Origin of the sequence: Brevundimonas intermedia, from assembly GCF_004614235.1 — a bacterium.
Taxonomy (GTDB): domain Bacteria; phylum Pseudomonadota; class Alphaproteobacteria; order Caulobacterales; family Caulobacteraceae; genus Brevundimonas; species Brevundimonas intermedia_A.
On sequence record NZ_SPVH01000002.1, the window covers coordinates 141,402 to 166,731 of the forward strand.

Here is a 25,330-nt window from a genome sequence, read left to right on the forward strand (position 1 = left end):
GATGTCCCACCTCACGCCGCTCGAAAGCGCCGTCATGGACGCCATGGTCTGGCAGATGGGCGACAGCGTCCCCGATCTGGCGACCCAGGCGGCGTCCAGCTCGCCGGGCCTGCGTCGCAACACCGGCGCCGGCCTCTATTCCCGGATCGTCGTCGATGCGGACCGCGCGACACGCAACCCGGACGCCACCGGCCTGTTCGGCACGGTCCATGTCATGGTCGGCGACCTGCCCGATCCCATCGGCTTCCAAATCGAGCTGCGTCAGGGCCGGCTGATTGCCCTGCACGGCCAGAGCTATGGTCAGGACACCCGCGCCATCGACTTCTCCAGCACCCCCTTCGGCGAGGTCTTCACCGTCGACGCCCGTGGCCAATCCGTCCTCTACCGCCCCGCCCGGCGCGCCCCCGACCCCGTCGCTCCGAGGCCGAAACCCGCCGCCCGACCGGCCCCACAGGCTCAAACCCCGACCAGGTTGCCGGTCTCAGCCGCCAAGCCTGCGGACCCCGCCCCGGCGCCCGCCGCCGCGCCCAACCTGACCGAAATCCTCGCCAGCGCCTCCAACCCCACCGCCTCTCGCGCCGGCAAGCTGGCCCTGGTCTATCTCGGCGCCTATGCGCTGGCTGTGCTGTTCGTCCTGTTCGCCCAGTTCGTCCTGCATCTCGGCTGGATCTTCGCCGCCATCGTCGCCGCCTGGGCGCTGCGCTACATCCACAACCCCAAGGGCCGCGTGATGATGTCCGACATCGCCGACAGCCTGGATCGCAACGGCGTGTTCCAAGCCCTCAAGCCAAACTGAACCGCGCGCCCGGCAGCATCGGAAACGTCACCAGCGACACCTCCCACAGCTCCACCGCGCTCAGCACCCTCAGCCGCCCCTGACGCCGGGCCCGCGCCGTGCGGTATCCGATGGAAAGCCCGTCCATCGCCCCCGCCCGGCTCAACGCCCCGGCGAACCGCGCCTCGGCGGACCAGTCCTCGATCCGTCCGCGCACGAACAGGCCGCGCGCATCCTCCACGATCTGCTCCCAGACCCCGACCGGCGCCCGCGCATCATGCTGGTTCAGCATCCGCACGCTCTCGGCCCCCGTCTTGCCCAGACTGTCCGCAAAGGCCCCCGCCTGCACCACATCCCCGTTCAGATCCGCCACGCCCCACAGGGAGGCGTAGCCTTCGATCCGAAGGGGTGAGTCGTGACTCGTGAGCCGTGAAGGCCTGCGCCCAATTACCAATCCCGATTCACCACTCACGCCCCGCCCTCCAACCGCCGCTCGATCCGCTCCACGGCCGCCGCCGTCGCCTCGCCCTGCACCTCCAGCCGCGCCAGCCGTTCGGCGACCAGCCTCTGTTCCCCGACCCGCTGCTCCAGCGTGCCGATCCGCGCCGCCGCCCCGCCTGCCCAGACCAGTCCGCCGACCGTCTGCACCGCCACGGCGATCAGCAGCGCCGTCGGCACGCGCCGGATTTGATGTTCGGTCATTGTCGCTCTCTCCGTTCGCTTTCGTGAATCGTGAGCCGTGAATCGTGAGTGCAGGCGAACCACCATTCACGACTCACCAATCACCGCTCACGCCCCCAACCCCGCCATCCGCCGTCGCTCCTCGTCCGTCAGGAAGCTCGCCGCCTCCAGCCGCGCCCACAGGGCGTCCCGCTCGGGCTGCAGCGCCGACACCGCATCAAGGTCCGCCCGCACCTCGCACCCCGCGAACCGCTCGCCCAGCCAGCCCGTCATCGCCCCCGCCGCCTTCCTGACCAGCGGGATCACCGTCTGTCGCCAGAAGGCCGCATTGGCTTCGCGATAGTTGGCGTAGGTCGCGTCGCCGGGTATCCCCAGCAGCTGCGGCGGAACGCCGAACGCCAGGGCGATCTCGCGCGCCGCCGCATGTTTGCCAGCCGTGAAATCCATCTCCGCCGGCGTCAGGCTCAGCGGCTTCCAGTCCATCCCGCCCTCCAGCAGGATCGGCCGCCCGGCGTTCGTCGTCCCGGCGTAGACGTTCGACAACTGGTCCTTCAGCGCCTCGAACTGCCCGTCCGTCAGCCGCTCGCCGTTGCGCGCCCCATAGACCAGCGCCCCCGACGGCCGCGCCGCATTGTCCAGCAGCGCCTTGTTCCAGGCCCCGGCGGCATTGTGCGCATCCACCCCTTGAGCCGCCGCCTCCATCGGCGACAGCCCGTACCAGTCGTCCAGCGGATGCCACAGCTTCAGATGCATCACCGGCGCCCAGCCGTCCGCCGCGCGCCCGATCCGAGCCGAACGTCCGTCCACGGAATAGTCCCACGCCTCGGGCCAGCCTGACCGGCCGGGCACCACCTTCACCCGGTCCGACCGTAACGCCCACAGCTCGTCCGGCGCCCCGTCCCCGTCCGCATCGCCGGTCGCCTCGACATAGGCGTTGCCCGACACCTGCAGCGCCCCATAGACCGCCTCCATCAGCTCCGCCCCCGACTGTTCGGGATTGGGCCGGCGGATCAGCTTCGCCAGCGGATGATCGTCGTTCCGCACCCCGTCCACGAACACCGCGAACGGCGCAGCCGCCGCCGCCTCGGCGATCATGCGGATGCAGCGATAGGCCACCGCATTCTTCTGATACCCCTCGCGCGCCAGGCTGGCGTAGTCGTTGGGCGTCCACCGCGGCCGCCCCACCCCCGACAGGGCGATCACCCCGCCCGCGCGGCTCTCCTTCGCTTCAGGCGCACGCACACGCCCCGCCTGGCCGAACGGCCACCGGATCGAAACCATCGCAATCTCCCTGAACTTCCTTCTTTCCTTCTCCCTGAGGGAGAAGGTGGCCCGCAGGGCCGGATGAGGGGTTACGGTGTGGACCAAAATCGCACAGCGTAACCCCTCACCCTTTCGCGCAAGTCCGACCGCTACGCGCTCGGGCGCTCAAGCCCTCTCCCTCTGGGAGAGGGTGTCAGCAGCCTCAACATCGGCCGCTCCACCCACAGATGCACCGCGACCCCCGCCGCCAAACTCGCGAACACCGTCAGCACCACCACCGCATCCCCCGGCATGGCGACCACACCGCTCTCGAACAGCCGCCCCAGCGCCCGGATGACCAGCACATGCGTCAGATAGATCGAATAGGACGCATCCCCCATGAAGGCCGCCGCCCGCTCCAACCGCCCCGGCGCCGCGTCCGTCCGCTCCATCCGCACCACGCCGAACACCAGCAGCGCGCTGGGCAGCCCCCAGATCACCACCCGCCTCAACCCGTTCCACGGATCGTTCAGCGCCCGCACATCGTCGATCCCGCCATAGCCGACGACCAGGCTCAGCCCAAACCCGGCCAGCGCCAGTCCGACTGCCCAGGGCCCCGTCCCTCGCGGCGTCCTCCGCCACACCGACGCGATCCCCACACCCAGCAAGAACTCCAGAACGATCGGCGCGCCCCAGAACCTCAGCACCGGCGCCGCCACGACCAAGCCGGCCGCCAGCATCGCCGCATAGGCCCCGACCAGCCCCCACCCGACCCGTCGTCCGCCCGCCATCGCCAACCCGAACCCGGCGTAGAACAGCATCTCGAAACACAGGGTCCACCCCGGCCCCAACGCCGGAAACGTCATCTCCCGTCCGCTGAACAGCCAGAACAGAAACGTCGCCGCCGCCACCTCCGGGCTCAGCGTTCCGCCCCGCGCCATCCCGATCAGGATCGGCAGCGACAGCAGCCAGTAGATCGGCGCCACCCTGCGAAACCGTCGCCACAGGAAGTCGCCGGCGGCCGCTAAACCCGTCTGCCCCCGCGTCGTCGTGGCGATGATGAAGCCGCTGATGACGAAGAACACATCCACGCCCAGTGCGCCGAAATCCTCCAGCGCACTCCCCGCCAACGCCGTCTCCAGCCCCAGCCGCGTCCCCGCCAGGTCCAGCGCATGGGCGACGACCACCGCCGTCGCCGCCGCGAACCGCAGCCCCTGCACCCCGTAAAACCGCTCCCCCATCCGCCACGGTTAACACCGCGCGCGCAGGCCCGACAACCTCAGATCATCACTCGCGCCCTCACCGCCTCGGCGATCCTGGCCTGACCCGCCGCATTGGGATGAACCGCATCGAACATCAACCCGCCGGCGAAACCACCGCCGAACAGGGCCGTCCCATCGATGGGCGCCGCCAATCCCCGCGCCGCCGCGACTTCAAACACCGCATCCCGGATCGCGCCTTGGGCGGCATAGCTGGCCTTGCCCTGCGCCGGGTCCGACGGACATCCCGTCATCAGCAGCACGTCCCCCGTCGTCAGGCACCGATCCACCAGCAGCCCCAGCCCGGCCTTGTAGGTCGCCGTCGCCGTCCCCGCGTTCCAGTCGTTGATCGTCAGACAGACGACCGACAGATCGGGCGCCGCCGCCGGGATCGATCCATAGGCTCGGTACGGCTGGTCCGTCGTGATCCAGTCCGCCACCTTCGCCCCGCCCCATCCGGCGTTGATCACCCGCGCCCGTCGCACGTCCGACCGCCACGCGACCCCGCCCGCGATGAACACCGCCCCGCCCGAGGCCCAGCGCACCGTCACCGGACCGCTCGTCTCGGGAAAGGCCACGGTCGCGACCTCCATCGACGCCGGCTTGGTCGTGTTCACGCTCGCGCGCACCACGCCGTCCGTCTCGACCGTCATCACCCCCAGCGCCGTATTGGTCACGGCCCACAGGTCGAACCGATCCACCGGTCCGTCGGGCTGAAAGCTCCAGACGCCCGTGGACGAACCCGCGCCCGAGAACAGCTTGCCCCCCATCCCCGTCAGCGCATTGACGCCCCACCCGGCGCCCAGCGTCAGGCGCGGATCATAGGCCGAATAGCCGCCGCTCGCTCCGTCCGCCGCCCCCGCTCCGGCCACCGACGCCGCCGAGGCCGGCAGCCCCCGACCGCTCATCATCGCCGCCAGCCGTTCGGGCCAGGCCCCCGCCCGACCGTTCGGCGTCCAGCCGCCGGAGACACCGCCAAACCCTTGCGTCACGCTGTCGCCGATGCACAGCAGCCGCGCCTCGCGCCCGCCCGCCTGCATCGTCCGCACCGCCGCCGACCAGGCCGGCAGGTCGGGCACGGAAAACCGTGACCGCCCCAGCACCCCGCCCGGCGCCGCCGTCGCCGCTCCGATCTCGACGCCCGACATCAGTCGAAGGCCGCCACGATCTGCGTCGCCGTCGTCCCGGTCGCCAGAACCCGGCGCACCTGCACCGGCAACCAGCCCACCGGATGGTTGGCGAACGTCGTCGCATCCCCATCCTCACCCCCGACCGTCAGCACACGGACATTGCCCGCCGCCCCGACATACAGCGCCTTGGCGTAACTGGTCAGATCGACCGCATCGCTGGGCGTCACCGCCGCCGCGCGCCGCGCCGGCCCGCTCGCATCGCGCCCATGGTTCAGCAATCCGTCCCGCTCGGGAATGGCCGGCATGTCTCTCTCCTGAATGATAAAAATGAATCCCCCTCCCCCTCGTGGAAGGGGCAGGCCGGGCGACATTCCCCCGCCGCCCGGCGCGTGCTAATCTTCGCCCATGACGATCCACGTCGATATTGCCCGGTCGCACGCTACCTTGGCCGAACTCGCCGCCCAGGCCGAGAACGGCGAGGAAATCGTCCTGTCCCGCGACGGCCAGGCGGTCGCCGTCATACGCGCCGCGGCGGTCCCTGAGACGCCCCGGTTTCGTTTCGGGGCTTTGGCTCACCTCGGCCCGCTGACGGACGAGGAAGCCAATGTCTTCCTCCAGCCCGATCCGGAATTCATAGAAGCGGCCGAAGCCGCCGACGAAGACGATCTCTATCGTTGAGCGGCGTCCTGCTCGACACGCACGTTTTGATCTGGAGCCTGTTCGATCAGCCCCAGATGACGCCGTCCGCCCGATCCTGGATTGATCCTTCAGAACCGATCTATGTCAGCGTCGTCAGCATCTTCGAAATCGACAACAAGCGTCGTCGCGGAGGCAGTCGAGCGACAGACGCTCTTCTGCACCGCATGCCTCGCAACATGCCGGCCGCCCTGCCTCAGCTCGGCTTCACCCTGCTTGCAATCGATCCGGATGTCGCCTGGCGTGCGGCCAACCTGCCCATAGACGCCCGCGATCCGTGGGACCGCATCCTCGTGGCCCAAGCCTTGGCGTTGGACGTGCCCCTGATCAGCGCCGACGGCCCCTTGCGCGCATCCACACAGCGACACCCCCAAACATCAGGCGTCATAGTCTTCTGATACTCGGCCCCTCCAACGCCTTCCCCAGCATCAGCCGCGACACCGCCCACACCAGGGCGTCGGCCCGATCCGGGCTAGGTCCGCCCTCGCACCCCAGGGCCAGCATCTCTTCCTCCAGCGCGGGAAAGGCCTCGCAATGGACCACCCGCCCCTGTTCGTAGAGCAGGGCCACCGGCTCGGCCCGCGCCGCCTTGGACCGCGAGGCGTGCACCATCTCCACCGGCGCGGGACAGTCGTTGGTCCTCAAGACCGCGCGCACCATGTCCCCGCCCTGATTGCCCTCCGCGACCACCTCGTGCGCCCCATAATCCCGCGCGGCCTGACAGACCGCCCCGGCCCAGCCGCCCGGCGACAGCCCCCGCACCGTCCGGTCGGCCAGCACGAAGGCCTGCCGACCCTTGCGACCGACCACCACGATCCCGCAGGCGTCGCCGCCCGCCGTCGCCGGCGGATCGACCGCCACCACCACCCGCTCCAGCTCGACCGGCCGCGCGCCCCTGGCCCGTTTCAGATCCTCGATGCGGAACAGGGCGCCCTCGCCCTCGACCACCAGGCCTTCCAACTCCTGCGCCGCCAGCCGCGTCCCGCCATAGACGTCGTGCAGATGCGCCAGAAAGCCGGGCGACAGGTTCTGCGCGTTCAGCGCCGTCGCCGCCCGCTCCGTCACCGTCCCCGCCTCGGCCATCAGCCGCCTCAGCGCCGGGATCGGCCGGGGCGTCGTCGTCACCGCCAGCAGCGGCTCATCCCCCAGCCGCAACCCGAATCTCAGGTTCGACAGCACCATCTCAGGCTTGCGCCAGGCGCAGAACTCGTCGGCCCAGGCCGCATGGAACTGCGGCCCTCTCAGACTGTCGGGATCCTCGGCCGAGAACGCATAGGCCGCCGACTGATTGTCCCACACCAGCCGCCGCCGCCCCGCCTCCCAGCGCGGCCGGTCGCCCGGTTCCGCCAGCGCCTTGATCCCCGACGCCCCCTCCACCATCACCTCGCGCACATCGTGCAAGGCGGGGCCGACCAGGGCGATAGTGATGCCCGACAACTTCCGGGCCATCTTGTCGACCCAGACTGATCCGGCGAAGGTCTTGCCTGACCCTCGCCCACCCAGCAGAAGCCAGGTCCGCAGGTCGAGATCACGCGGCTTGTGTTGGTGGTCCAGCAGGCGCGCATGATTGCGCTTCAGCCTTAGCTCTTGCCCGCTCAGCCGCTTCAGCATCCTTTCTCTCGATGATGCGGTCGAGCCGCTCGTATTCGACGAGCAGTTCTCCTCGGATTCGCTCGTCGTCTGCGGGGTCGTAGGTTCGTCCACCCATCTCGTCCTCTTCGTTGTCGCTCAGGCACAGCAGCCGCATCGCCTCGACCGCCTTGGCCGAGCGCGCAATCACGCCTATCTGGCGCGCGACCTTTTCGGCTGCGGCCGCGTCCTCGATCTCTGTCTTGCAAACCTTCTGCGCGGCCTCTTCCATCTTGGCCTTCAGCATCAGGAACATCGGCTCCAGCCACCCGGCGCAGGCCGCAGCTGTGCTAGGAGCGCCGCCACCGCCGCCCTCTCCGTCATCCCGATTTCCCGTCATGCCCAAACCATAGCGCAGCAGCGTCCTCAGGCCGGAAGAACGCCTACATAATTCGCCAACGATTTATTTTCTAAAGACTTCGACCAGCGTCATTGCGCTGGCTGGCGGGGCCTACCCTAGCAGCCTCAGCCCCGCTCCAGCATCCATTCGGGCGCTTCGAAGTCCAGCGCATCCTCCGGCTGGGCCAGCGACAGCTCCGAAATCGTCTGCCCCCGCACCGACACCCCGGCCGTATGCACCGTCTCGCGACTGCCCGAGATCAGATGATGCCACCCCGCCAACGGCCGCCCCTCGTGCAGCCGGCGATAGGCGCATGACAGGGGCATCCACCCCAGCGCCTGGATGTTTCCGGGCGTCAGCTTGATGCAGTCCGGCACCTGCGCCTTGCGGTTCGCATAGTCCGAGCACGAACAGGCCTGGGAATCGAACAGCTTGCAGTGCACCCGCGTCGGAACGACGTCGCCCGTATCCTCGTCCTCGAACCGGATCACGCAACACAGCCCGCACCCGTCGCACAGCCCCTCCCACTCGGAAGGCGACATCTCGGCCAAGGTCTTGGTTTCCCAGTAGGGCTTCATGGCGCGCCTCATACGCGCCGCGCCGCCGATTGTCACAGCCTCAATGCCCCACCGTCTTGGAGAACAGGTTGATCACCACCACCCCGCCGACGATCATCGCCAGACCCGCCATCGCCGGCAGGTCCAGCCTTTGGCGGAAGACCACCGCTCCGATCACCGAGATCAGCACGACCCCCAGCCCGCTCCAGATCGCATAGGCGATCCCCACCGGCATCTGCTTCAGCGCGATCGACAGCAGGTAGAAGGCCAGGCCGTAGCAGGCCGCCATCCCCGCCGTCGGCCAGACCCTGGTGAACTGCTGCGAGGCCTGCAGCAGGGTCGTCCCCGCCACTTCCAGCATGATGGCGCCCAGCAGCGCCGCCCAGGTCACCGGGCTCATGCGTCGTTCGCCGTGATCGGATGGCCGGGCGTCAGCAGCGACAGCAGCGCCTGCCGCTGCTCCGGGGAGACCTCATGGATGCCGAACAGGTCCGAAACCCACAGACCGTCGGCCAGCAACCGCAGCATCAGGGCGTCGTCCGCCCCGACCGGATCGCTGGGATCGTCCACCTTCACTCGATCCACCCAGGTCCGCCAGCGTCGGGCCAGCGACGGTTCGATGGCGCAGGCGGCCATCACCACCCGGCCGATGCTGACGTCCTGCGGCGTCACCGGCTCGGTCACCGTGGCCCGCAGATAGGCCCGCGCATTGCGGCCATAGGGTTCGGGATCGCGCGCCGCCTCGGCCAGGATGCCGTCGGTATGCATCTGTCCCAGATGGTCGATCATCCCTTCCAGCAGGGCGACCTTGGTCGGAAAGTGATGCAGCACGGCCCCCTTGCTGACCGTCGTCCGGGCCGCCACCGCATCCAGCGTAAAGCCCGACGCCCCCAGCTCGGCGGCGACCTCCAGAGCCTTATCGATGATCTCGGCGCGGGTGTCGTCGGGCGCGCGGCGGCGTGTGATCGTGTCCATGACCGCGACATACCAACCGGACGGTAACTGTCAAATTTGGAACGCCGATGGCGGTTCGGCCTCCCCTCCTCTATATGGCCGCCCATGGCAGCCAGACCCCCCCTCGTCGCACTCAAGGACGTCCGTCTTCAGGACGGCCAGCGCCCCCTCTTCGACGGTGTCGATCTTGCGGTCGAACCGCGCAGCCGCGCCGCCCTCGTCGGCCGCAACGGCGCCGGCAAGTCCACCCTGATGAAGGTGGTCATGGGCATGATCGAGCCCGACAGCGGCGACCGTTCGGTCCAGTCCGCCGTCCGCTTCGCCTATGTGCCGCAGGAACCCGTCATCACCGGCGAGACCCTGCTGGACTACGCCTCCTCCGGCGAGGCCGAGAGCTGGACCGCTGAATCCTGGCTGGCCACCTTCGGCCTGAACCCCGAAAAATCCACCCAAGGCCTGTCCGGCGGCGAGACCCGCCGCGCCGCCCTGGCCAAGGCCTTCGCCGAAGAGCCCGACCTGCTGCTGCTGGACGAGCCGACCAACCACCTCGACATCCTGGCCATCGAACTGCTGGAGAACGAGCTGATCCAGGCCCGGTTCGCCCTGCTGGTCGTCAGCCACGACCGCGCCTTCCTGAACCGCGTCACCAACACCGTCCACTGGCTGGAAGGCCGCCGCGTCCGCACCCTGAGCAAGGGCTTCGTCGAGTTCGACGAATGGTCCTCCAAGGTCATGGAGGAGGAGGCCGAATCCCTGCGTCGCCTGACCAAGACCATCGAGCGCGAGACCGCCACCTTCTACTCCTCCATCACCGCCCGCCGCAGCCGCAACGAGGGCCGCGCCCGCTCGCTGAACGCCCTTCGCGCCGAACGGGCCGAAAAGATGAAGGACGCCCCGCGCGAGCTCTATCTGGGCGTCGATTCCGGCGGCACGTCGGGCAAGCTGGTCGCCGAGATCAAGGGCGTGTCCAAGGGCTTCAACGGCCGCACCCTGTTCAAGGATCTGACCACCCGCATCATCCGCGGCGACCGCCTGGGCATCGTCGGCCCCAACGGCGCGGGCAAGACCACCCTGGTCAAGACCCTGCTGGGCGAACTGCCGCCTGACGAGGGCACGGTCCGCATGGGCTCCAACCTGGAGTCCGTCTATCTGGACCAGTCGCGCGAGGGGCTGAAGTCGGACATGACCCTTTGGGACGCCCTGACGCCGGGCGGCGGGGACTCGATCCTGGTGCGCGGCGTGTCCAAACACGTCGCCGCCTACGCCAAGGACTTCCTGTTTTCCGAGGCCCAGCTGCGCCAGCCGATCTCGACCCTCTCGGGCGGCGAGCGCAACCGCCTTCTTCTGGCAAGGGCGTTGGCCAAGCCCGCCAACCTGCTGATCCTCGACGAACCGACCAACGACCTGGACATGGACACGTTGGACAAGCTGGAAGAGCTGCTGGAGGGCTATGACGGCACCCTGATCCTGGTCTCCCACGACCGCGACTTCATCGACCGCCTGTCCACCTCGACCCTGGCGTTGAACGGGCGCGGCGACATCGTCGAGACCCCCGGCGGCTGGACCGACTTCATCCGCCAGAACCCCGGCTTCCTCCAGCCCGGCTCCAACCCCCGCCCCCAGGACAAGGCCGCCGCCCAGCGCGCCGCCGAGGCCGCACCAGCCGCTGTCGCCCCCAAGAAAGCCGGCAAGCTGACCTTCAAGGACGCCCACCGCCTGAAGGAGCTGGAAGCCTTGATCGACGCACTGCCCGCCACCATCGCAAAACATGATGCTGCGCTGGCCGACCCCGGCCTCTACGCCCGCGACCCCAAGACCTTCGACGCCACGATGAAGGCCGCCGACAAGGCCCGCGCCGACCTGGAAAGCGCCGAACTGGAATGGCTGGAGTTGGAAGAGAAGAAGGCGGCCTTGGCGGGGTGACCAACCCCCATCTCCATCACCCGTCATCCTCGCCCTTGTGGCGAGGATCCATAGACTCCGTCGGAGAAGCGACGCACCCCGTCGACACCGGGAGTCTGGATCCTAGGCACAAGGCCTAGGATGACGAAGTTCAAGCGAGGCGCGGTCCCCCTTGAAACCAAATCCGCCGCCGCACACTCAAGCTTCATGACCCTGCGCACCCACCTCGTTGAATTCGCCCCGCCCCAGCAGGCGGCGGTGCGGCGGATCAACGCCGTCCTGGCCCGCGCGCCGCGACTGCGCACCGACGGCTGGCGGATCGATGCGGGCCAGCGGCTGTCGCTGTGGCTGGACGCCGCCGCCGGGCGGGTCACGGTCCCCCGGCTTCGCAAGCGCGGCGTCACGGTCGAGATCATCCAGACCGACGGCGACCATCCCGTTCCCTTGCGCATCCTGCATCCCACGGGCACGCCCCGCGCCGTCATTCTGGACATCCACGGCGGCGGCTGGGTGCTGGGCAGCGCCGGGCTGAACGATCGGCTGAACGCCCATCTGGCCCACCACGGCTTCTGCGTCGTCTCGGTCGATTACCGCCTGCTGTCCGAGCGTCGCCAAATCTACATCGACGCCGCCATCGCCGACTGTTTAGCCGCCGCCTACTGGACCGTGACCAATGTCGATCGGCTGGGCGCCTCGACCCTGTTCCTGACGGGCGAATCCGCCGGGGGGCATCTGGCGGCCCTGACGGCGGTGGCCCTGCGCGACCAAGGACTGATCGACCTGGTGAAGGGCTGCGTCTTCACCTACGGCGTCTTCGATCTGTCGGGCACGGAAAGCGTGCGCTCGGCCGGGCCAGAGACCCTGCTGTTCAACGGCCCGACCATGCGCGCCGACCTGGCCCGGCTGGCCCCCGACCGCGACGAGGCGGGCCTTCGCCGGCCCGACGTCTCGCCTCTCTACGCCGACCTGACCGGCCTTCCGCCCGCCCTGTTCATCGCCGGCGAGGACGACCCCCTGTTCGAGGACAGTCTCTTGATGGCCACCCGCTGGGGCGAGGCGTCGCAGGCCGACCTGATCCGCGTGCCCGAGACCCCGCACGGCTTCCTGCATTTCGGCGGCCCGGCGGCCCGGGGCGCGCGCAGAGCGATCCGCGCCTGGCTGGATGCGAAACTCTAGGGCGGCCCGGAAGGCGTTCACCACAACGCGCACGACGAGATCACGACGGGAGCGAAGCCGCGTCGGCTCCCCCACTCCATGGCCAAGCTGTCGATCACTCTGCGGCTTCGCCGCCGCAGGCCGTCAAGATTTTCCGATCCAGCATAACGCCGTCGTGCTCGCTGTGATCGTCGTGACCGCTTTGATCCCCCTTTTCGTCAACTCAGCCGAGTTCTCTAGCTTTCTATCAACTCGCGGATCCGGCTGCCCAGGGCCTCCATGCCGAAGGGCTTGGTCATGACGTGCATGCCGGGATCCAGGTGGCCGTTTCCGACCACCGCATTCTCGGCATAGCCGGTGATGAACAACACCTTCAAGTCCGGCCGCTCCAGCCGCGCGGCGTCCGCCATCTGGCGCCCGTTCATTCCGCCGGGCAGGCCCACATCGGTGACCAGCAAGTCGATCCGCGCCCCGGACTGCAGCAGCTTCAGACCCGCCGCCCCGTCCGCCGCCTCAAGGCACTGATAGCCGAGTTCATGCAGGATTTCGGCGACCAGCATCCGCACCGTCGGCTCGTCGTCCACGACCATGACCGTCTCGCCGGCCTGGGCGCGCGGGGCCTGTTCGACCTCGGAAACCATATCGCTGTCCTCGACCTCGCCGAAGTGACGCGGCAGGTAAAGGCAGATCAGCGCCCCCTGCCCGGGTTCGGAATAGATCCGCACCTGCCCGCCCGACTGGCGCACGAAGCCATAGATCATCGACAGCCCCAGCCCCGTCCCCTCGCCCAGCGGCTTGGTGGTGAAGAAGGGCTCGAACGCCCGCGCCGCCACCTCGGGCGCCATGCCACCGCCGGTGTCGCTGACGCAGATGGAGACATATTGGCCGGGGTCCAGGTCCTGGGCCTTGGCCGTGCGCGCATCGATCCAGCGATTGCCGGTCTCGATGGTCAGCCGCCCGCCGTTCGGCATGGCGTCGCGCGCATTGATGCACAGGTTCAGCACCGCATTCTCAAGCTGGTGCGCGTCGATCATCACCGGCCACAGGCCGGCGCCGGCCACCACCTCGACATCGATGCCCGGCCCCGTCGTGCGCCGGATCAGGTCCTCCATCCCGCGGATCAGCCGGTTGGGATCGGTCGGCTTGGGATCCAGCGTCTGACGCCGCGAGAAGGCCAGCAGCCGGTGCGTCAGGGACGCCGCCCGTTTCGCCGCCCCCTGGGCCGCCGCGGTGAACCGTTCGACATCGCCATACCGACCCTGGGCGATCCGGTTGGTGATCAGCTCCAGACTGCCGCTGATCCCGGCCAGCAGATTGTTGAAGTCGTGGGCGATGCCGCCGGTCAGTTGGCCCACCGCCTCCATCTTCTGGCTTTGACGCAGCGCCTCTTCGGCCTTCATCAGGGCGCTGGTGCGTTCGGCGACCTGGTCTTCCAGCGTCTCGTTGAACCGCGCCAATTCGGCCGACTGGCGCCGCAGATCCTCAATGTCGATGTTGGAGCCGACCCAGCGGGTGATCCGGCCCTCCTCGTCATGGACCGGCTCGGCCCGCACCATGAAGGTGCGATAGACGCCGTCGTGGCGAAGGATGCGGAACTCCGCCTCATAGACCTGACCGCTCGCCAGGGCCTGCGACCAGCGCACAGCCGCCTTCTCCCGGTCATCGGGATGGACGATCTGGCCCCACCCGTCCGTCCCGTCCAGCGCGCCCTGGATCAACCCGGTATAGGCATAGACCTGGGGGTTGAACCAATACAGCGACCCGTCGGCCCAGCTGGCCCAGATCTGGTTCGGCGTGGCCTGGGCGAAGACCCGGAACTGGGCCTCGCTGTCGCGCAGGGCGGCCTCGCTGCGGGCGCGCTCGGTCGCCATCCGCACCCGTTCGGCCACGTCGCGCATCAGCTGAAGATCGCTGTCGGTATAGTGACGCGCCGTCGCATGGTTGACGAAGACCATCGCCACCACCCGCCCCTGTTCCATCAGCGGCATGTTGACGAAAGAGCCTGCGCTGATGGCCTTCAAGGCTTCGGCCGTGTCGGCGGTGCGGGGATCGCGCGCGACGTCGTCGATCGCCACCGTCCGCCCTTGCTTGATGTCCTCGATGTAGGAGCCGTAGTTGCGGAACGACAGGACGCCGGCGATGCTGCTCACCCCCGGCTGGTTGAAGTCGCGTTCGATGGTGATGGTCTCGGCGACGGTGTCCACCGTACCGTAGCCCGCGCGGCTGACGCCCATGGTGCGGGCCAGCACCTCGGCGGACGCCTGGGCGATCTCGCCGGCGTCGGTCAGGTCGCGGATGGCGTCGTTCAGCTCCAGCAGGGCGTTCTGGCGCGCCTCGCTCTGTTTGCGCTCGGTGATGTTGTTGAACAGGATCGCGACCTGATAGGCGCCCGGCTGGCCGATCCTCAGCGCCTGCACATCGTACCAGCGACCGAAGATGTCGGCGGGATTTTCAAACCGCGCCGGCTCGCCCGTGCGCGCGACGCGGCCGTACAGGTCGAACCAGTGCTGCTCCAGCCCCGGCGCGATCTCGCTGACCCATTTGCCATAGGGATCGACCAGGCCCGTCATCGCCTCGAAGGCCTGGTTGCCCTCGACGATACAATAGTCGATGGGGCGATCCGCCTCGTCGAACTTCATTTCGATGACGCAGAACCCCGTCGCCATGGCGGCAAACAGGGCGCCGTATCGCGACTCGCTGGCCGCCAAGGCCTGGTCGGCGCGGTGGCGATCCGTGACGTCCATGCCCTGGATGAAGATGCCCCAGACCTGACCGTCTTCCTTCAGGGGCTGGAAGACGAAATCGACGTAGCGGTCCACGACGTCGCCGCCGGGTTCGGCCTGAACGGCGTAAAGCGCGCTGTCGGCCCGGTGCGCCTCGCCCGTGCGATAGACCTGATCCAGCAGGTCCAGATAGCCCTGCGCCACGGCGTCGGTCAGCATCTCGGCGACCGTCCGCCCGATCACCTCGCGATGGCCGATCACCTTCTGATAGTTCGGATTGGTCAGCTCGAACCGATGCTCGGGTCCCGTGACCAGCGCCATGAACCCCGGCGCATGGGCGAACATATGGGCCAGCTGCCCGCGATTGATACCGTTAGACAAGGCGTGGCCAGACCCGGTGATGGACAAACATTCCCCCAAGGACTTTCATCCGCTGATCACAGAACCCAAAGCGCGCCGGGCGGTTGCAGCGCAATGTGTCCGCCGCCGAACATAAGCCCGCATCACCGTCTTCTTGTGGACAAGACAAACCGCTGATCCGCCAAAGCGAATTTGATCCGTCCACCGATGTTCACAGGCTTGTCCACCGCCGCCGGGCCAGTCGTGCACATCGGGGCGAATTCGGACGCTTGCCTGATAGCCGCTTTCGTCCGAACGTCAACAGGCCAAGGGACACGGCGGCGCGGAAATCCAGGGGAGACCCCGGACATCAAGCGAACCGGCCCGGCTCTCCGACCCGGCGCGATCGGGCGATCTTCGGATCGTAACGTGCGACAGGCGGGATCCAGGCTCCAGTCCTCGACGGTCTCCGGATCGACAAGGAACGAGAGAACCGGATCGGGATCGACGGACGACGCGGACGCAATGCCGTGGGACGCCCAAGACCAGGAGCGCGACAGGACACAGCCGACCGCCCTTTCGGGTTCGCTCGAAACGGCGCTGACGCCAAGGCCCTGACCCAGACGGCCAAGTCCAACCCGGACTTGGCGAGGGGACGAAGAGCACGGGCTTGCCCGCACGCTTCGTCCCCTCGCTCAATTGGGGTTGGATTTCACGAAATCCCGCTAGACAGCCGACGCGCCAGATGCACCCATGAAGTGCAGATGGAGACACTCATGCGCGCAGCCCTGTTCGGCCTCGGCCTGACCCTGACGATGACCACCTCGGCGTTGGCGCAAGCGCCGGTCATCCGCCATCAAAATGGGACATCGCCCGATCAGGTCCTGTTTCAGATTCCCTCGACCGACATCCGATGTGACGGCGAAGCGGTTCAGCCGACCTATTCCGACGATCTGCGCGTGGAAACCACCGGCCCGTCTCGACCGAACCGGGCGGCCGTCTCTCTGTCCTTCAGCGTCGATGACACGGGTCGCACTTTTGACATTCGCGTGCCTCAAGCTGCAACGCTTGGCCCCATCCCTGTTATCATCCCGACCGACATTGCCTCGCAGCATGAACAGGCCGCTCTCGCCGCCTGGCGCTTCGATGGCCCTCGTCGTGACTGCACCCTGACGATCCGTTACGCCTTCAAGCCTCTCATTGAGGCGACGACAGGCGATCTGCTGCGCTATTTCGCCGTTACGCGTACGCGCGGCCTTATCCGTGACGCTGTGGCCGCTCGTCTCGCCGGGCCAGACGCCAACTGCGGAGGAGAGCGCAGAGGCGGTCGCGCGCCCCGCGTCGTCAGCTATCCAGATTACAAGATCGGACAACGTCCGCCGCCTGGCGGCCGGTCCTGGACCGTCGTGCGCTGGGGCGTGGATGCTGACGGACGCTCCGTCGATGTCGAAACCCTTGGCTCGTCCGGCGACACGGCATTCGACGCCGAGACGCGACGCGCCCTTTCGGAAACCGTGGTCGAGGGCGGGGCTCCCCTGAAGGGCTGCGTGTTCAACTTCTATCGCAACGGCGAAAACCTGCCCGCGCCGGTGATGCAGCAAACCAGCGACGATCCGCTGCAGAACTGTCCCCCCGAAGTCGGCGCGCGCTTCCAGGCGCGCGCGACGCCGGAAACCTACCCTCAGGCTTTCAGGGATCGCGGGATCGAGGGCTGGGCCCGCGTGCGGTTCGACCTCGCCAGCTGGGGTGAGGTGGGCAACGTGGGGGTCATTGACGCCCAGCCCGCCGCCGCGTTCGGCGACGGCGGCATTCGCGTGGTTCGCACCAGTCGGGCCGACTCCGGGTTCGACGCGGGCATTCGCTGTGTCGCGCCCGTCCGCTATGTCCTTTCCCACAGTCCCGGCGACGTGGCCTCTCCCACGTCCGACAACGCGGCCGACTGACGCCGCGCCTTCCCAAGGCCCCTATCCCCCCGTAAGTCAGGCGCATGACTATGCTGGGGAATCGCCTGCTGACCCGCCGCCGCGCTCTGATCGCGGGCGGTGCGGCCGTGGCGGCGGGGGCCGTGGGGCTTCGGGCCTGCGGGCGGGTCGAGGCGCCGGTGGACGAACAGGGTCGGGTTCGCCTGCGTTTCGCCGCCGACTGGCGCGCCCAGGCCGAGCAGGGCGGCTTCTATCAGGCCCTGGCCAGCGGGGCCTATGAGAAGCGCGGGCTGAACGTCCAGATCGTCCAGGGCGGTCCCGGCGTGAACGTGCCGCAACTGCTGGCGTCCGGCGCGGTCGAGCTGGGCATGGGCTCCAACAGCTTCATCCCCCTGAACCTGGTCGCGGCCGGCGCCCCGGTGAAGGCCGTCGCCGCCTTCTTCCAGAAGGACCCCCAGGTCCTGATGGCCCATCCCGACGACGCGCTGGAGACCATCGCCGACCTGACCGGCCGCCCCTTCCTGCTGGCCGACACGGCGATCAACACCTTCTGGGTCTGGCTGAAGGCCCGCTACGGCTTCACCGACGAGCAGCTGCGCCCCTACGCCTATGACCCCGCCGCCTTCATCGCCAACACGCGCGCGGTGCAGCAGGGCTATCTGACCAGCGATCCCTACGCCATCGAACAGTCGGCCGATTTCGACCCGCGCGTCTTCCTGATGGCCGACGAAGGCTATCCCTCCTACGCCGCCATGGTGCTGGCCCCCAACGCCTTCGCCCGCGACAACGCGGCGGCCCTGCGCAGCTTCATCGCCGCCTCGGCGGAGGGGTGGCGCGACTATATCCGGGGCGACGCCTCGGCCGCCGACGCCCTGATCCGCAAGGACAACCCGGACATGACGCAAGCCGTGCTGGATCAGGCCCGCGACAAGCTGCGCGACTACGCCATCGTCGACGGCGGCGACGCCGCCCTCTACGGCCTGGGCGCCCTGACCGAGGAGCGCTGGCAGGCCTTCTTCGACGTGACCTCCCAGGCCGGGGTCTATGAGGCGGACCTGAACTGGCGCGACGCCTTCACCGACAACTATCTGCCCGGTCGCGGCTGACACGCCTTCGTCGTGGGAACCTGCCGTGGCGTTAGCGCGGGATTAAGTGGTCGAACCCTAGTGTGCGGGCTGCAATTCCTTACCGGAGAGCCGCCTTGCGCAGCGCCCTCGCCTTCACGACCCTCCTGACCGCCGCCAGCCTCGTGGCCAGCGGCGCTGTCGCCCAGCAGGCGTCGACCAATCCGTCCGGCCTGCGCTACCTGTCGTGGCCCGGCAAGCCGCCGGTCGCCGCCCGATCCGCCCAGAGCCCCGCGCCGAGGCCCGCGGTCACGCAGGCCGAGGCGCCGCAACCGACCGTCGTCGCCGCCAACCGCACGATCCCCGGCGCGATTCCGCTGGCCCGCCTGGCGCCCGCGCCCTCCACCACTACACCGCGCAGCAACGGCCTGACGCCCGCCAGCGCCTGGATGGGCCAGCCCGCCCCCACCCCCGTGCAGTCCGCCCCTGCGCAGTCCACCCCTGCCCCCTACACCCCCGCGCCTCAGCCGCAGCCGCCCGAGCCGGTCCAGAGCCAACCGCAACCGCAAGCCGAGGTCGCGCCCGCGCCCGTACCGCAGCAGACGGCCCAGGCCGCTCCCGAACCCCAGCCAGAACCTCAGCCGCAACCGGCCGAAGCCGTCGCCGTCGCCGACCCCATGGCCCCGCGCCGCGACGCCCCCATCTATCGCCTGCAACGACCCCAGGCCGGCGTCCCCCTAGACGGCGCCGCCGTCGCCGCCAATCAGCAGGCGGCGCAGATGGCCCCGACCGGCGACAACAGCGCCCGCTACTATTCCGTCCACCGCCAGGCCGGCCGTCACCCCGACGCCATCCAGGCCCCGCAGCAGACCTATCTGGACGCCCTGCCGGTCGAGATGACCCAGACGCCGCGCTCGAACGACCTGGCCCAGCCGGACGGTCCCCCGGCCCTGATCCGCAACGCCAACGGCTCCCTGCGCGCCGTGCCCCAGACCGAAGCCGACGACCTGCCATGAACGATCAAGTCGTGATCGAACCTGCCGTGATCCCCGGCTCGCGCCTGCCGCAGCTGATCGCCCTGGCCGGTGAGGAATCCAGCGAGAAACGCCGCCTGCTGCTGCGCGAACTGACCGACCACTTCTTCGGCGTTTCCGACCACAACGCCAACGAGACCGACCTCTACGGCTCGGTCCTGGCCAAGCTGTCCGACGAGATGGAGCTGGCGGTTCGCGCCGAACTGGCCGCCCGCTTCGCCGAGGCGCCCAACGCCCCCCACAGCCTGATCCGCCGCTTCGCCGACGACGAGCTGGAGGTCGCCGAACAGGTGCTGCGCGCCTCCAGCGTCCTGACTGACGAAGACCTGATCCACGTCGTGCGCCGGCGCGGCCAGGGTCACCTGCGCGCCGTGTCGGAGCGGGCCACCGTGTCAGAGGCCGTGTCCGATATCATCGTGGAACGCGGCGACGACGACACCCTGGACGCCCTGTTGCGCAACGACGGCGCCCGCCTGTCGCGCGCGGCGTCCGAGACCGCCGTCGAACGCGCCAAGGCCAATCCCGCCCTGCACGCCGCCACGGTCGAGCGCCAGAGCCTGCCTGCCGACCTGCTGAACGAGATGTATTTCGTCGTCGAGGCCCGGCTGCGTCACCAGATTCTGGAACAGAACGCCCGCATGGATCCCGACCTGCTGGAGGCGGCCTTAGCCGCCGGCCGCACGCGGGTCGCCACCGACGACGGCGCCCTGCCCGCCGACTATGCCGAGAACCTGGCCTATGTGGACGAGCTGAAGGCCGCCGGACAGCTGACGCCCCAGGTGCTGATCCGCTTCCTGCGCTCGAACGGCCGCACGCCCTTCCTGATCGCCCTGTCCAAACTGGCCGACATCGACTTCCACACCGCGCGCGGCATCGTCGAGCGCAAGGACCTGGACGCCCTGTCGGTGGTCTGCAAGGCGGCCGACATGGACCGCGCCATCTATCTGACCTACGCCGTCGCCGTCCTGGGCTCGGAAGACAATCCGATGGGCAAGGCCGCCGCCTACGGCCGGATGTACGGCGAACTGACCCGTGACGCCGCCCTTCGCACCCTGCGCTTCTGGCGCATGCGGCGGACCGCACAGGCGGCCTGACGCAAAACTGACTTCTCCCTCCCCCTGCGGGGGAGGGTGGCTGAGGCGCAGCCGAAGCCGGGTGGGGACGGCAAGGCGACGTCCCACCATCCTTCTTGTTTCCGGCAAGTGCGTCCCTGCCGCCGCCCCCACCCGGTCGCTACGCGACCACCCTCCCCCGCAGGAGGAGGGAGAGGATCGTGCCCCCAAAGCAAAAACGCCCGCCTCCTTTCGGAAGCGGGCGTCCTGTTACCGAAAAAATCCGGCTTATTTCTTGGCGCGCGCCGTCGTGGCGGCGCGGGCGGGCTTGCGGCCGCCCTGGCCCAGGCCCATCGACTTGGCCAGTTCCGAACGCGCCTTGGCGTAGTTCGGGGCGACCATGGGATAGTCTTTCGGCAGACCCCATTTGGCGCGGTAATCTTCGGGGCTCATGTCGTATTTGGTGCGCAGGTGGCGCTTCAACGACTTGAACTTGCGACCGTCTTCCAGACAGATCAGGAAGTCGGGCGCGATCGACTTGCGGATCGGCACCGCCGGCTCCTTGGGCTCGGGCTCAGCTTCGACCGGACCATTGGAAACGCCCGAAAGGGCGGCGTGAATATTGGAGATAAGCGCCGGCAGAGCGTCTGCCGAGACGGAGTTGTTGCCGACATAGGCCGACACGATATCCGCAGTCATCTCTAGCAGTTCGGGCTTATCTTCCATTATCGACATCGCTTTCATGATCCATGTGCGCTCGACTGATTCTCCAGTCGAGTCATCCCTATACCGTCATAGGGTTGTTTTGGTCCGAAAGCAAACACGCGCTCAAGCGGTGCGATATGCACGTTACTGAAAATACATGTAGTGGTTAAGATCAGCGGCCGAAGTCTTCGGCCAGCACCATCATCGCCGCGCGTTCGGGCGCCGAATATTCATCGACCGCATCATCCTCGCCATCGCGGATCGCCCGCAACAGGCTGGGCGTCAAAGCCGACGACAAAGACCAGTTCCAGTATCGCAACACCGTCTGCGCCCGGTCGACCGCCAGCATCTCGTAGGTGATCTGCACCCGCTCCCAGTCGGGATGGATCTTGCCGTCCGCCAGGGTCTCGGGCCGACGCATCGAGCGCCACAGATTGGTCAGGTCCACACGCGACATCCCCGTGGCCTTGCACAGGATCGCCAGCGGCTCACCGCCCGGATCGCCCAGCAGCTTGGCCCCCGTCAGCGGCTTGACCCCGGCCAGGAAGGCGATTTCGGACGCTGTCTCCCGCGTCAGCCCATCGCGCGCGGCGACCATGACGGCCTGTTCCAGACTGTCGAACGGGCTCTTTTCGATGGCGGCGCGGTTGCGCTGGCGGCGCTCGATGAACTGCAGCGCCTTGCGCGCCACCGGATCGGCCCAGCCCTCTTCGGCCGCCATGGGAAAGACGTCCTCGGTCGCCTCCTGCATGACTTCGCGCGACACGGCGAACCGCTGCAGGATGGTGCGGCGATCCTCGGGCACGCACCACCAGAACATGACATAGGCGCCCGACGGCCTCAGCTCTGGCCGTTTCAGCAACGGGCCGCACAAACCCGGCGACTGACGGCTCAGCCCCACCACCGCCTCGACCCCGACCTGCGACAGGCGCGCGGTCTTGTTGCGCAGCACCGCCTCGATCACCTCCATCTCGCCGAACGAGAACAGGGTCTCGGTCACGATCTCGGACAGGCCCCGACGCGCCGCGATCAGCAGCCGATGCTCGAAACTGGCGTCGCGCGCACAGCCGACGATGTCGGCGTCACTCAACGACGCGCACTGTTCGATCAACAGGCCGGCGATCTCCGGCTCGTCGCGCAACAGGATGCGCGCCACACTGTTGGGCAGTTCAGCCAGCGGCGCCAGCCGCGACGCCACGCGACGCCGCTCCTCGCGCGACGCCAGACGCAGCATCTCGACCAGCAGATCGCCGGTGACGGCCCGCTCGAAGGCGTTGATCCGGCTGGCGGGAAGGGACACGACATCGGCCAGCCGCTTCAGCAGCGCACGGCGTGCGCGCAGCGGCGTCTCCGGCGTCGCCTCTTCCCCCATCATGGCTGACAGTTCGCCCATTCGCCCAGTTTAGGCGCCAGCGGTTAACCGGGCGTGAGCCTTCAGCTCTTGTTGACCACCACCACGATGGCCAGGATCACGAAGGCGATCACCGCCAGCACGCGCGCGATCCACGGCGAGGCGACGAAGACGCCCAGCACGGTAAAGCCGCTCTTGACCGCCTCCGGCCGCGTCAGCGCCTGTTTGAAGCCGCCGCCCGCACCGCCCCCACCCGCGATCGGATGACCGCAGTTGGGACAGGCGACGGCGGCCTCGGACACTTGGTGCGCGCAGGCGGGGCAAGGGATCAGGGCCATGCTCAGCCTCCCGGTTTCGGCGTGATGCGGATTTCGACGCGGCGGTTCTTCTGCCGCCCGTCGGGATCGTCCGAGCCGTCGGGCCTGGCGTTGGCGGCGACCGGCTGGCGTTCCCCGAACCCTTGCGCGCCCAGGGTGCGCCCGGCCTCGCGTTGCAGCCGCGCCGCCACCGCCCGCGCGCGTCTCAGCGACAGGCGCTCGTTATAGGCGTCGTCGCCCTTGGCGTCGGTATGGCCGCCGATGCTGACCTGGGCGCCGGGGTAGCTTTTCAGCAGTTCGGCCGCCCGCATCAGGGCCGGCTCCGCATCGGCCCGGATCGTCGCCTTGTCGAAGTCGAACAGCACGTCGGCGGGCAGGTCGATCACGATCACCCCGTCGCTGCGCCGCGCATTCAGCTCGGTCAGCAGGCTGCGCGTCGTCTCGACCCGTTCCGGCGCCACCTCGGACGAGACGAAGACGCTCTCCAGTTCACTGTCCGGCCCGGCCTTGGCAAAGCTGGACTGGGGCGCGGTCATGTCCTTCTCGAAGGTCGAGATCGTGCCGATGGCGCTGCCGCTCATCAGCCGCACCGTCATGGCCGAGACCACGCTCGGCGTCAGGCCGGCGGCCAACAGCGCCGCCGCCATGGCGGGCGCGTGTCGTCGCATCATCCGGCGGCTCCTGCCGGGTTCTGGGCCGTCGGATTCTGAGCCGCCTGGGCCGTCAGCGGAATGGTCATCCGCAGGAACGGGCCGATGATGCTGTCCGAGGTCGAGCCTTCGTTGAACACGACCGAGATCTGGTTAACCCCGGCCGGCACGGCGCCCATGAAGACCAGGCGGCCGTTCATGGTGTCGCCCTTGACGATGTTCATGTTCGGATTGCCCTCGGGCGGCTTCAGACGCAGCTTCTGGCCGTTGGGCAGTTCGATATAGGTGGCGTTCGACGCCATCTGGACATTGTTCGTCATGTCGCTGGCGAACGAGATGCTGACGTCCAGGATGGTGGCGTCCTCGGCTAAATCGACGTTCTTGACCCGCACCGTGGCCCCGACGTCCGTCACGCCCTGCACGTCCACCGGCACGTTGCGGATCTGGCGCGGCTGGGCGGTGACGGGGGTGTTGGCGGCGGCTGCGGCCTGCTGTTCCGGCGACATCGACGGATCGACCGCCTGCTTGTCGTCGTTGTTCGAACAAGCGGCGAGCGCCAGGGCCGAAGCCCCTGCGACGGCGATCAGGCGAAGGGCGACAGTCATGAAACGCTCCGGCGTTGTTGATCCGCCGCGCGTCGCCCACATCCCAAGCGGAGCCGCACGCGCGTCCGATATCGAACACGCGGGCGGTGAAAAGGCTCCGCTTGGAGCTTGATCGTTTTTTAACTGAACCGCGCAGCGGTGAGGTCAAAAAGCGTGAATCACGCTCGGCTTAAAGCCCTTCGAACAATGCCGTCGACAGATAGCGTTCGGCGAAGGACGGGATGATGACCACGATGGTCTTGCCCGCATTCTCGTCCAGCGCCGCCAGACGGAAGGCGGCGGTCAGGGCCGCGCCCGAGCTGATGCCGACGGGGATGCCTTCGACACGGGCGGCCTTGCGCGCCATGTCGAAACTGTCGTCGTTCGAGACCTGTTCGACCCCATCGACCACCGCCGGATCGTAGATGGCGGGCGTGAAGCCGGCGCCGATGCCCTGGATCTTGTGCGGGCCGGGCGCGCCGCCCGACAGGACGGGCGAGGCCTCCGGCTCGACCGCGATCATCTTCACCGAGGCCTTCTTCGCCTTCAGCGCCTGGCCTACGCCCGAGATGGTGCCGCCGGTGCCGACGCCGGCGACGATGATGTCCACTGCCCCGTCCGTGTCGTTCCAGATTTCCTCGGCCGTCGTCACCCGGTGGATGGCGGGGTTGGCCAGGTTCTCGAACTGCGACGGGCTGACCGAGTTGGGGGTCGTCTCCAGCAGTTCCTGGGCCCGTGCGATGGCGCCCTTCATCCCCTTCTCGGCCGGGGTCAGCTCAAGCTGGGCGCCCAGCAGGGCCAGCATCTTGCGCCGTTCGATGGACATGCTCTCGGGCATGCACAGGATCAGTTTCAGCCCCTTCGCCGCCGCCACGAAGGCCAGGGCGATGCCGGTGTTGCCGCTGGTCGGCTCGACCAGGACCGTGTCCGCGTTGATCTTGCCCGCGTCCTGCAACGCCTCGACCATGGCGACCCCGATCCGGTCCTTGACCGAGGCGATGGGGTTGAAGAACTCCAGCTTGGCCAGCACCGTCGCCTTGGCCCCATACTCCGCCGACAGACGCGGCAGCCGCACGATGGGGGTGTCGCCGATGGTGTCGACGATCGAGTCATAGACCTTGCCCCGGCCCTTCTTCAGGTGGCGGGACGCATCGTAGCTGAAGTCGGTCATGAGGGAGGTCTCCGTGAATCTGTGGCCCGCAACAGATAAGGCCTCGCCGCACGGCGCAAGGGGGCGAACGCGATCATTTCTGCGCGACCCTTTCAGAG

27 protein-coding genes are annotated in these 25,330 nt (G+C 68.3%); 9 read left to right on the forward strand and 18 right to left on the reverse strand.

What is annotated here, in order from left to right; genetic code table 11:
- Position 1 precedes the first annotated feature (1 nt).
- Positions 2 to 796, forward strand: coding sequence for a hypothetical protein (locus tag EGY25_RS02405; protein ID WP_135193473.1), 795 nt, complete (start codon positions 2 to 4; stop codon positions 794 to 796).
- Here EGY25_RS02405 and EGY25_RS02410 read toward each other — a convergent pair.
- The 6 genes from EGY25_RS02410 to EGY25_RS02435 form a co-directional block, all read right to left on the reverse strand.
- The gene (locus tag EGY25_RS02410) at positions 783 to 1,223 is read right to left on the reverse strand and encodes an HK97 family phage prohead protease (RefSeq protein ID WP_209307982.1); all 441 of its coding nucleotides are present in this window, start codon (positions 1,221 to 1,223) and stop codon (positions 783 to 785) included. The two genes, EGY25_RS02405 and EGY25_RS02410, sit on opposite strands and share 14 nt — an antisense overlap.
- Before the next feature lie 20 nt (positions 1,224 to 1,243).
- A complete protein-coding gene (locus tag EGY25_RS02415) occupies positions 1,244 to 1,477 on the reverse strand; it encodes a hypothetical protein (RefSeq protein ID WP_135193474.1) in 234 nt (77 codons plus the stop codon).
- An 87-nt stretch (positions 1,478 to 1,564) separates the two neighbouring features.
- Positions 1,565 to 2,737, reverse strand: coding sequence for a phage portal protein (locus tag EGY25_RS02420; protein ID WP_135193475.1), 1,173 nt, complete (start codon positions 2,735 to 2,737; stop codon positions 1,565 to 1,567).
- 131 nt (positions 2,738 to 2,868) lie between these two features.
- Positions 2,869 to 3,939, reverse strand: a complete 1,071-nt coding sequence (locus EGY25_RS02425; RefSeq protein WP_135193476.1) for an acyltransferase family protein — start codon at positions 3,937 to 3,939, stop codon at positions 2,869 to 2,871.
- 38 nt (positions 3,940 to 3,977) lie between these two features.
- Positions 3,978 to 5,105, reverse strand: a complete 1,128-nt coding sequence (locus EGY25_RS02430) for an SGNH/GDSL hydrolase family protein (protein ID WP_135193477.1) — start codon at positions 5,103 to 5,105, stop codon at positions 3,978 to 3,980.
- Entirely contained in the window at positions 5,105 to 5,392 is a 288-nt protein-coding gene (locus tag EGY25_RS02435) for a spike base protein, RCAP_Rcc01079 family (protein ID WP_135193478.1), read from the reverse strand. Before EGY25_RS02435 ends, EGY25_RS02430 begins: the two co-directional genes overlap by 1 nt.
- Before the next feature lie 100 nt (positions 5,393 to 5,492).
- On the opposite strand from EGY25_RS02435, the gene EGY25_RS02440 reads away from it, so the two are divergent.
- Together EGY25_RS02440 and EGY25_RS02445 are read left to right on the forward strand one after the other, a co-directional pair.
- Positions 5,493 to 5,765 (forward strand): hypothetical protein, encoded by a 273-nt coding sequence (locus EGY25_RS02440; protein WP_135193479.1) that lies wholly within the window; start codon positions 5,493 to 5,495, stop codon positions 5,763 to 5,765.
- Complete coding sequence (locus EGY25_RS02445; RefSeq protein WP_167762460.1) at positions 5,762 to 6,181, forward strand: type II toxin-antitoxin system VapC family toxin; 420 nt, start codon at positions 5,762 to 5,764, stop codon at positions 6,179 to 6,181. The genes EGY25_RS02440 and EGY25_RS02445 overlap by 4 nt, the downstream gene beginning before the upstream one ends.
- On the opposite strand, the gene EGY25_RS02450 is transcribed toward EGY25_RS02445, so the two are convergent.
- The 5 genes from EGY25_RS02450 to EGY25_RS02470 all read right to left on the reverse strand — a co-directional run bounded on the left by EGY25_RS02450 (position 6,168) and on the right by EGY25_RS02470 (position 9,284).
- Positions 6,168 to 7,394, reverse strand: coding sequence for a DNA-packaging protein (locus EGY25_RS02450; RefSeq protein WP_135193481.1), 1,227 nt, complete (start codon positions 7,392 to 7,394; stop codon positions 6,168 to 6,170). The two genes, EGY25_RS02445 and EGY25_RS02450, sit on opposite strands and share 14 nt — an antisense overlap.
- Positions 7,312 to 7,668: a hypothetical protein gene (locus EGY25_RS02455; protein WP_135193482.1), complete on the reverse strand. Its 357-nt coding sequence runs from the start codon at positions 7,666 to 7,668 to the stop codon at positions 7,312 to 7,314. The genes EGY25_RS02450 and EGY25_RS02455 overlap by 83 nt, the downstream gene beginning before the upstream one ends.
- Before the next feature lie 209 nt (positions 7,669 to 7,877).
- Entirely contained in the window at positions 7,878 to 8,330 is a 453-nt protein-coding gene (locus EGY25_RS02460) for a YcgN family cysteine cluster protein (RefSeq protein ID WP_135193483.1), read from the reverse strand.
- A gap of 40 nt (positions 8,331 to 8,370) precedes the next feature.
- Positions 8,371 to 8,709, reverse strand: coding sequence for a DMT family transporter (locus EGY25_RS02465; RefSeq protein ID WP_135193484.1), 339 nt, complete (start codon positions 8,707 to 8,709; stop codon positions 8,371 to 8,373).
- Positions 8,706 to 9,284: a TetR/AcrR family transcriptional regulator gene (locus EGY25_RS02470; RefSeq protein ID WP_135193485.1), complete on the reverse strand. Its 579-nt coding sequence runs from the start codon at positions 9,282 to 9,284 to the stop codon at positions 8,706 to 8,708. The genes EGY25_RS02465 and EGY25_RS02470 overlap by 4 nt, the downstream gene beginning before the upstream one ends.
- A gap of 84 nt (positions 9,285 to 9,368) precedes the next feature.
- Between EGY25_RS02470 and EGY25_RS02475 the strand changes: the two genes are divergently transcribed.
- Together EGY25_RS02475 and EGY25_RS02480 are read left to right on the forward strand one after the other, a co-directional pair.
- On the forward strand, positions 9,369 to 11,186 hold the full coding sequence (locus EGY25_RS02475) for an ABC-F family ATP-binding cassette domain-containing protein (protein WP_135193486.1): 1,818 nt from the start codon (positions 9,369 to 9,371) through the stop codon (positions 11,184 to 11,186).
- Between the two features lie 120 nt (positions 11,187 to 11,306).
- A complete protein-coding gene (locus tag EGY25_RS02480; RefSeq protein ID WP_245159308.1) occupies positions 11,307 to 12,341 on the forward strand; it encodes an alpha/beta hydrolase in 1,035 nt (344 codons plus the stop codon).
- Between the two features lie 215 nt (positions 12,342 to 12,556).
- Here EGY25_RS02480 and EGY25_RS02485 read toward each other — a convergent pair whose 3' ends face one another.
- Complete coding sequence (locus tag EGY25_RS02485; protein ID WP_209307948.1) at positions 12,557 to 15,424, reverse strand: GAF domain-containing hybrid sensor histidine kinase/response regulator; 2,868 nt, start codon at positions 15,422 to 15,424, stop codon at positions 12,557 to 12,559.
- A 734-nt stretch (positions 15,425 to 16,158) separates the two neighbouring features.
- Between EGY25_RS02485 and EGY25_RS02490 the strand changes: the two genes are divergently transcribed.
- The 4 genes from EGY25_RS02490 (at position 16,159) to EGY25_RS02505 (ending at position 20,496) form a co-directional block, all read left to right on the forward strand.
- Positions 16,159 to 17,325: a TonB C-terminal domain-containing protein gene (locus EGY25_RS02490; RefSeq protein WP_135193487.1), complete on the forward strand. Its 1,167-nt coding sequence runs from the start codon at positions 16,159 to 16,161 to the stop codon at positions 17,323 to 17,325.
- Between the two features lie 44 nt (positions 17,326 to 17,369).
- The gene (locus EGY25_RS02495) at positions 17,370 to 18,410 is read left to right on the forward strand and encodes an ABC transporter substrate-binding protein (protein WP_135193488.1); all 1,041 of its coding nucleotides are present in this window, start codon (positions 17,370 to 17,372) and stop codon (positions 18,408 to 18,410) included.
- A gap of 95 nt (positions 18,411 to 18,505) precedes the next feature.
- Positions 18,506 to 19,384, forward strand: a complete 879-nt coding sequence (locus EGY25_RS02500) for a hypothetical protein (RefSeq protein WP_135193489.1) — start codon at positions 18,506 to 18,508, stop codon at positions 19,382 to 19,384.
- Positions 19,381 to 20,496, forward strand: a complete 1,116-nt coding sequence (locus tag EGY25_RS02505; protein WP_135193490.1) for a DUF2336 domain-containing protein — start codon at positions 19,381 to 19,383, stop codon at positions 20,494 to 20,496. Before EGY25_RS02500 ends, EGY25_RS02505 begins: the two co-directional genes overlap by 4 nt.
- 246 nt (positions 20,497 to 20,742) lie before the next feature.
- Here EGY25_RS02505 and EGY25_RS02510 read toward each other — a convergent pair whose 3' ends face one another.
- The 6 genes from EGY25_RS02510 to cysK form a co-directional block, all read right to left on the reverse strand.
- Positions 20,743 to 21,180: a MucR family transcriptional regulator gene (locus tag EGY25_RS02510; protein WP_135194080.1), complete on the reverse strand. Its 438-nt coding sequence runs from the start codon at positions 21,178 to 21,180 to the stop codon at positions 20,743 to 20,745.
- A gap of 151 nt (positions 21,181 to 21,331) precedes the next feature.
- Positions 21,332 to 22,552, reverse strand: a complete 1,221-nt coding sequence (locus tag EGY25_RS02515) for a DUF2336 domain-containing protein (protein ID WP_135193491.1) — start codon at positions 22,550 to 22,552, stop codon at positions 21,332 to 21,334.
- Positions 22,553 to 22,593: 41 nt separating this feature from the next.
- Positions 22,594 to 22,848: a zinc ribbon domain-containing protein gene (locus tag EGY25_RS02520; protein WP_135193492.1), complete on the reverse strand. Its 255-nt coding sequence runs from the start codon at positions 22,846 to 22,848 to the stop codon at positions 22,594 to 22,596.
- Positions 22,849 to 22,850: 2 nt separating this feature from the next.
- The gene (locus EGY25_RS02525) at positions 22,851 to 23,498 is read right to left on the reverse strand and encodes an OmpA family protein (RefSeq protein ID WP_135193493.1); all 648 of its coding nucleotides are present in this window, start codon (positions 23,496 to 23,498) and stop codon (positions 22,851 to 22,853) included.
- Positions 23,495 to 24,082 carry a hypothetical protein gene (locus EGY25_RS02530; protein WP_135193494.1) on the reverse strand — a complete coding sequence of 196 codons (588 nt, stop codon included), beginning with the start codon at positions 24,080 to 24,082 and terminating at the stop codon, positions 23,495 to 23,497. Before EGY25_RS02530 ends, EGY25_RS02525 begins: the two co-directional genes overlap by 4 nt.
- A 169-nt stretch (positions 24,083 to 24,251) precedes the next feature.
- Positions 24,252 to 25,232: a cysteine synthase A gene (gene cysK / locus EGY25_RS02535; protein WP_135193495.1), complete on the reverse strand. Its 981-nt coding sequence runs from the start codon at positions 25,230 to 25,232 to the stop codon at positions 24,252 to 24,254.
- Between the last annotated feature and the right edge of the window lie 98 nt (positions 25,233 to 25,330).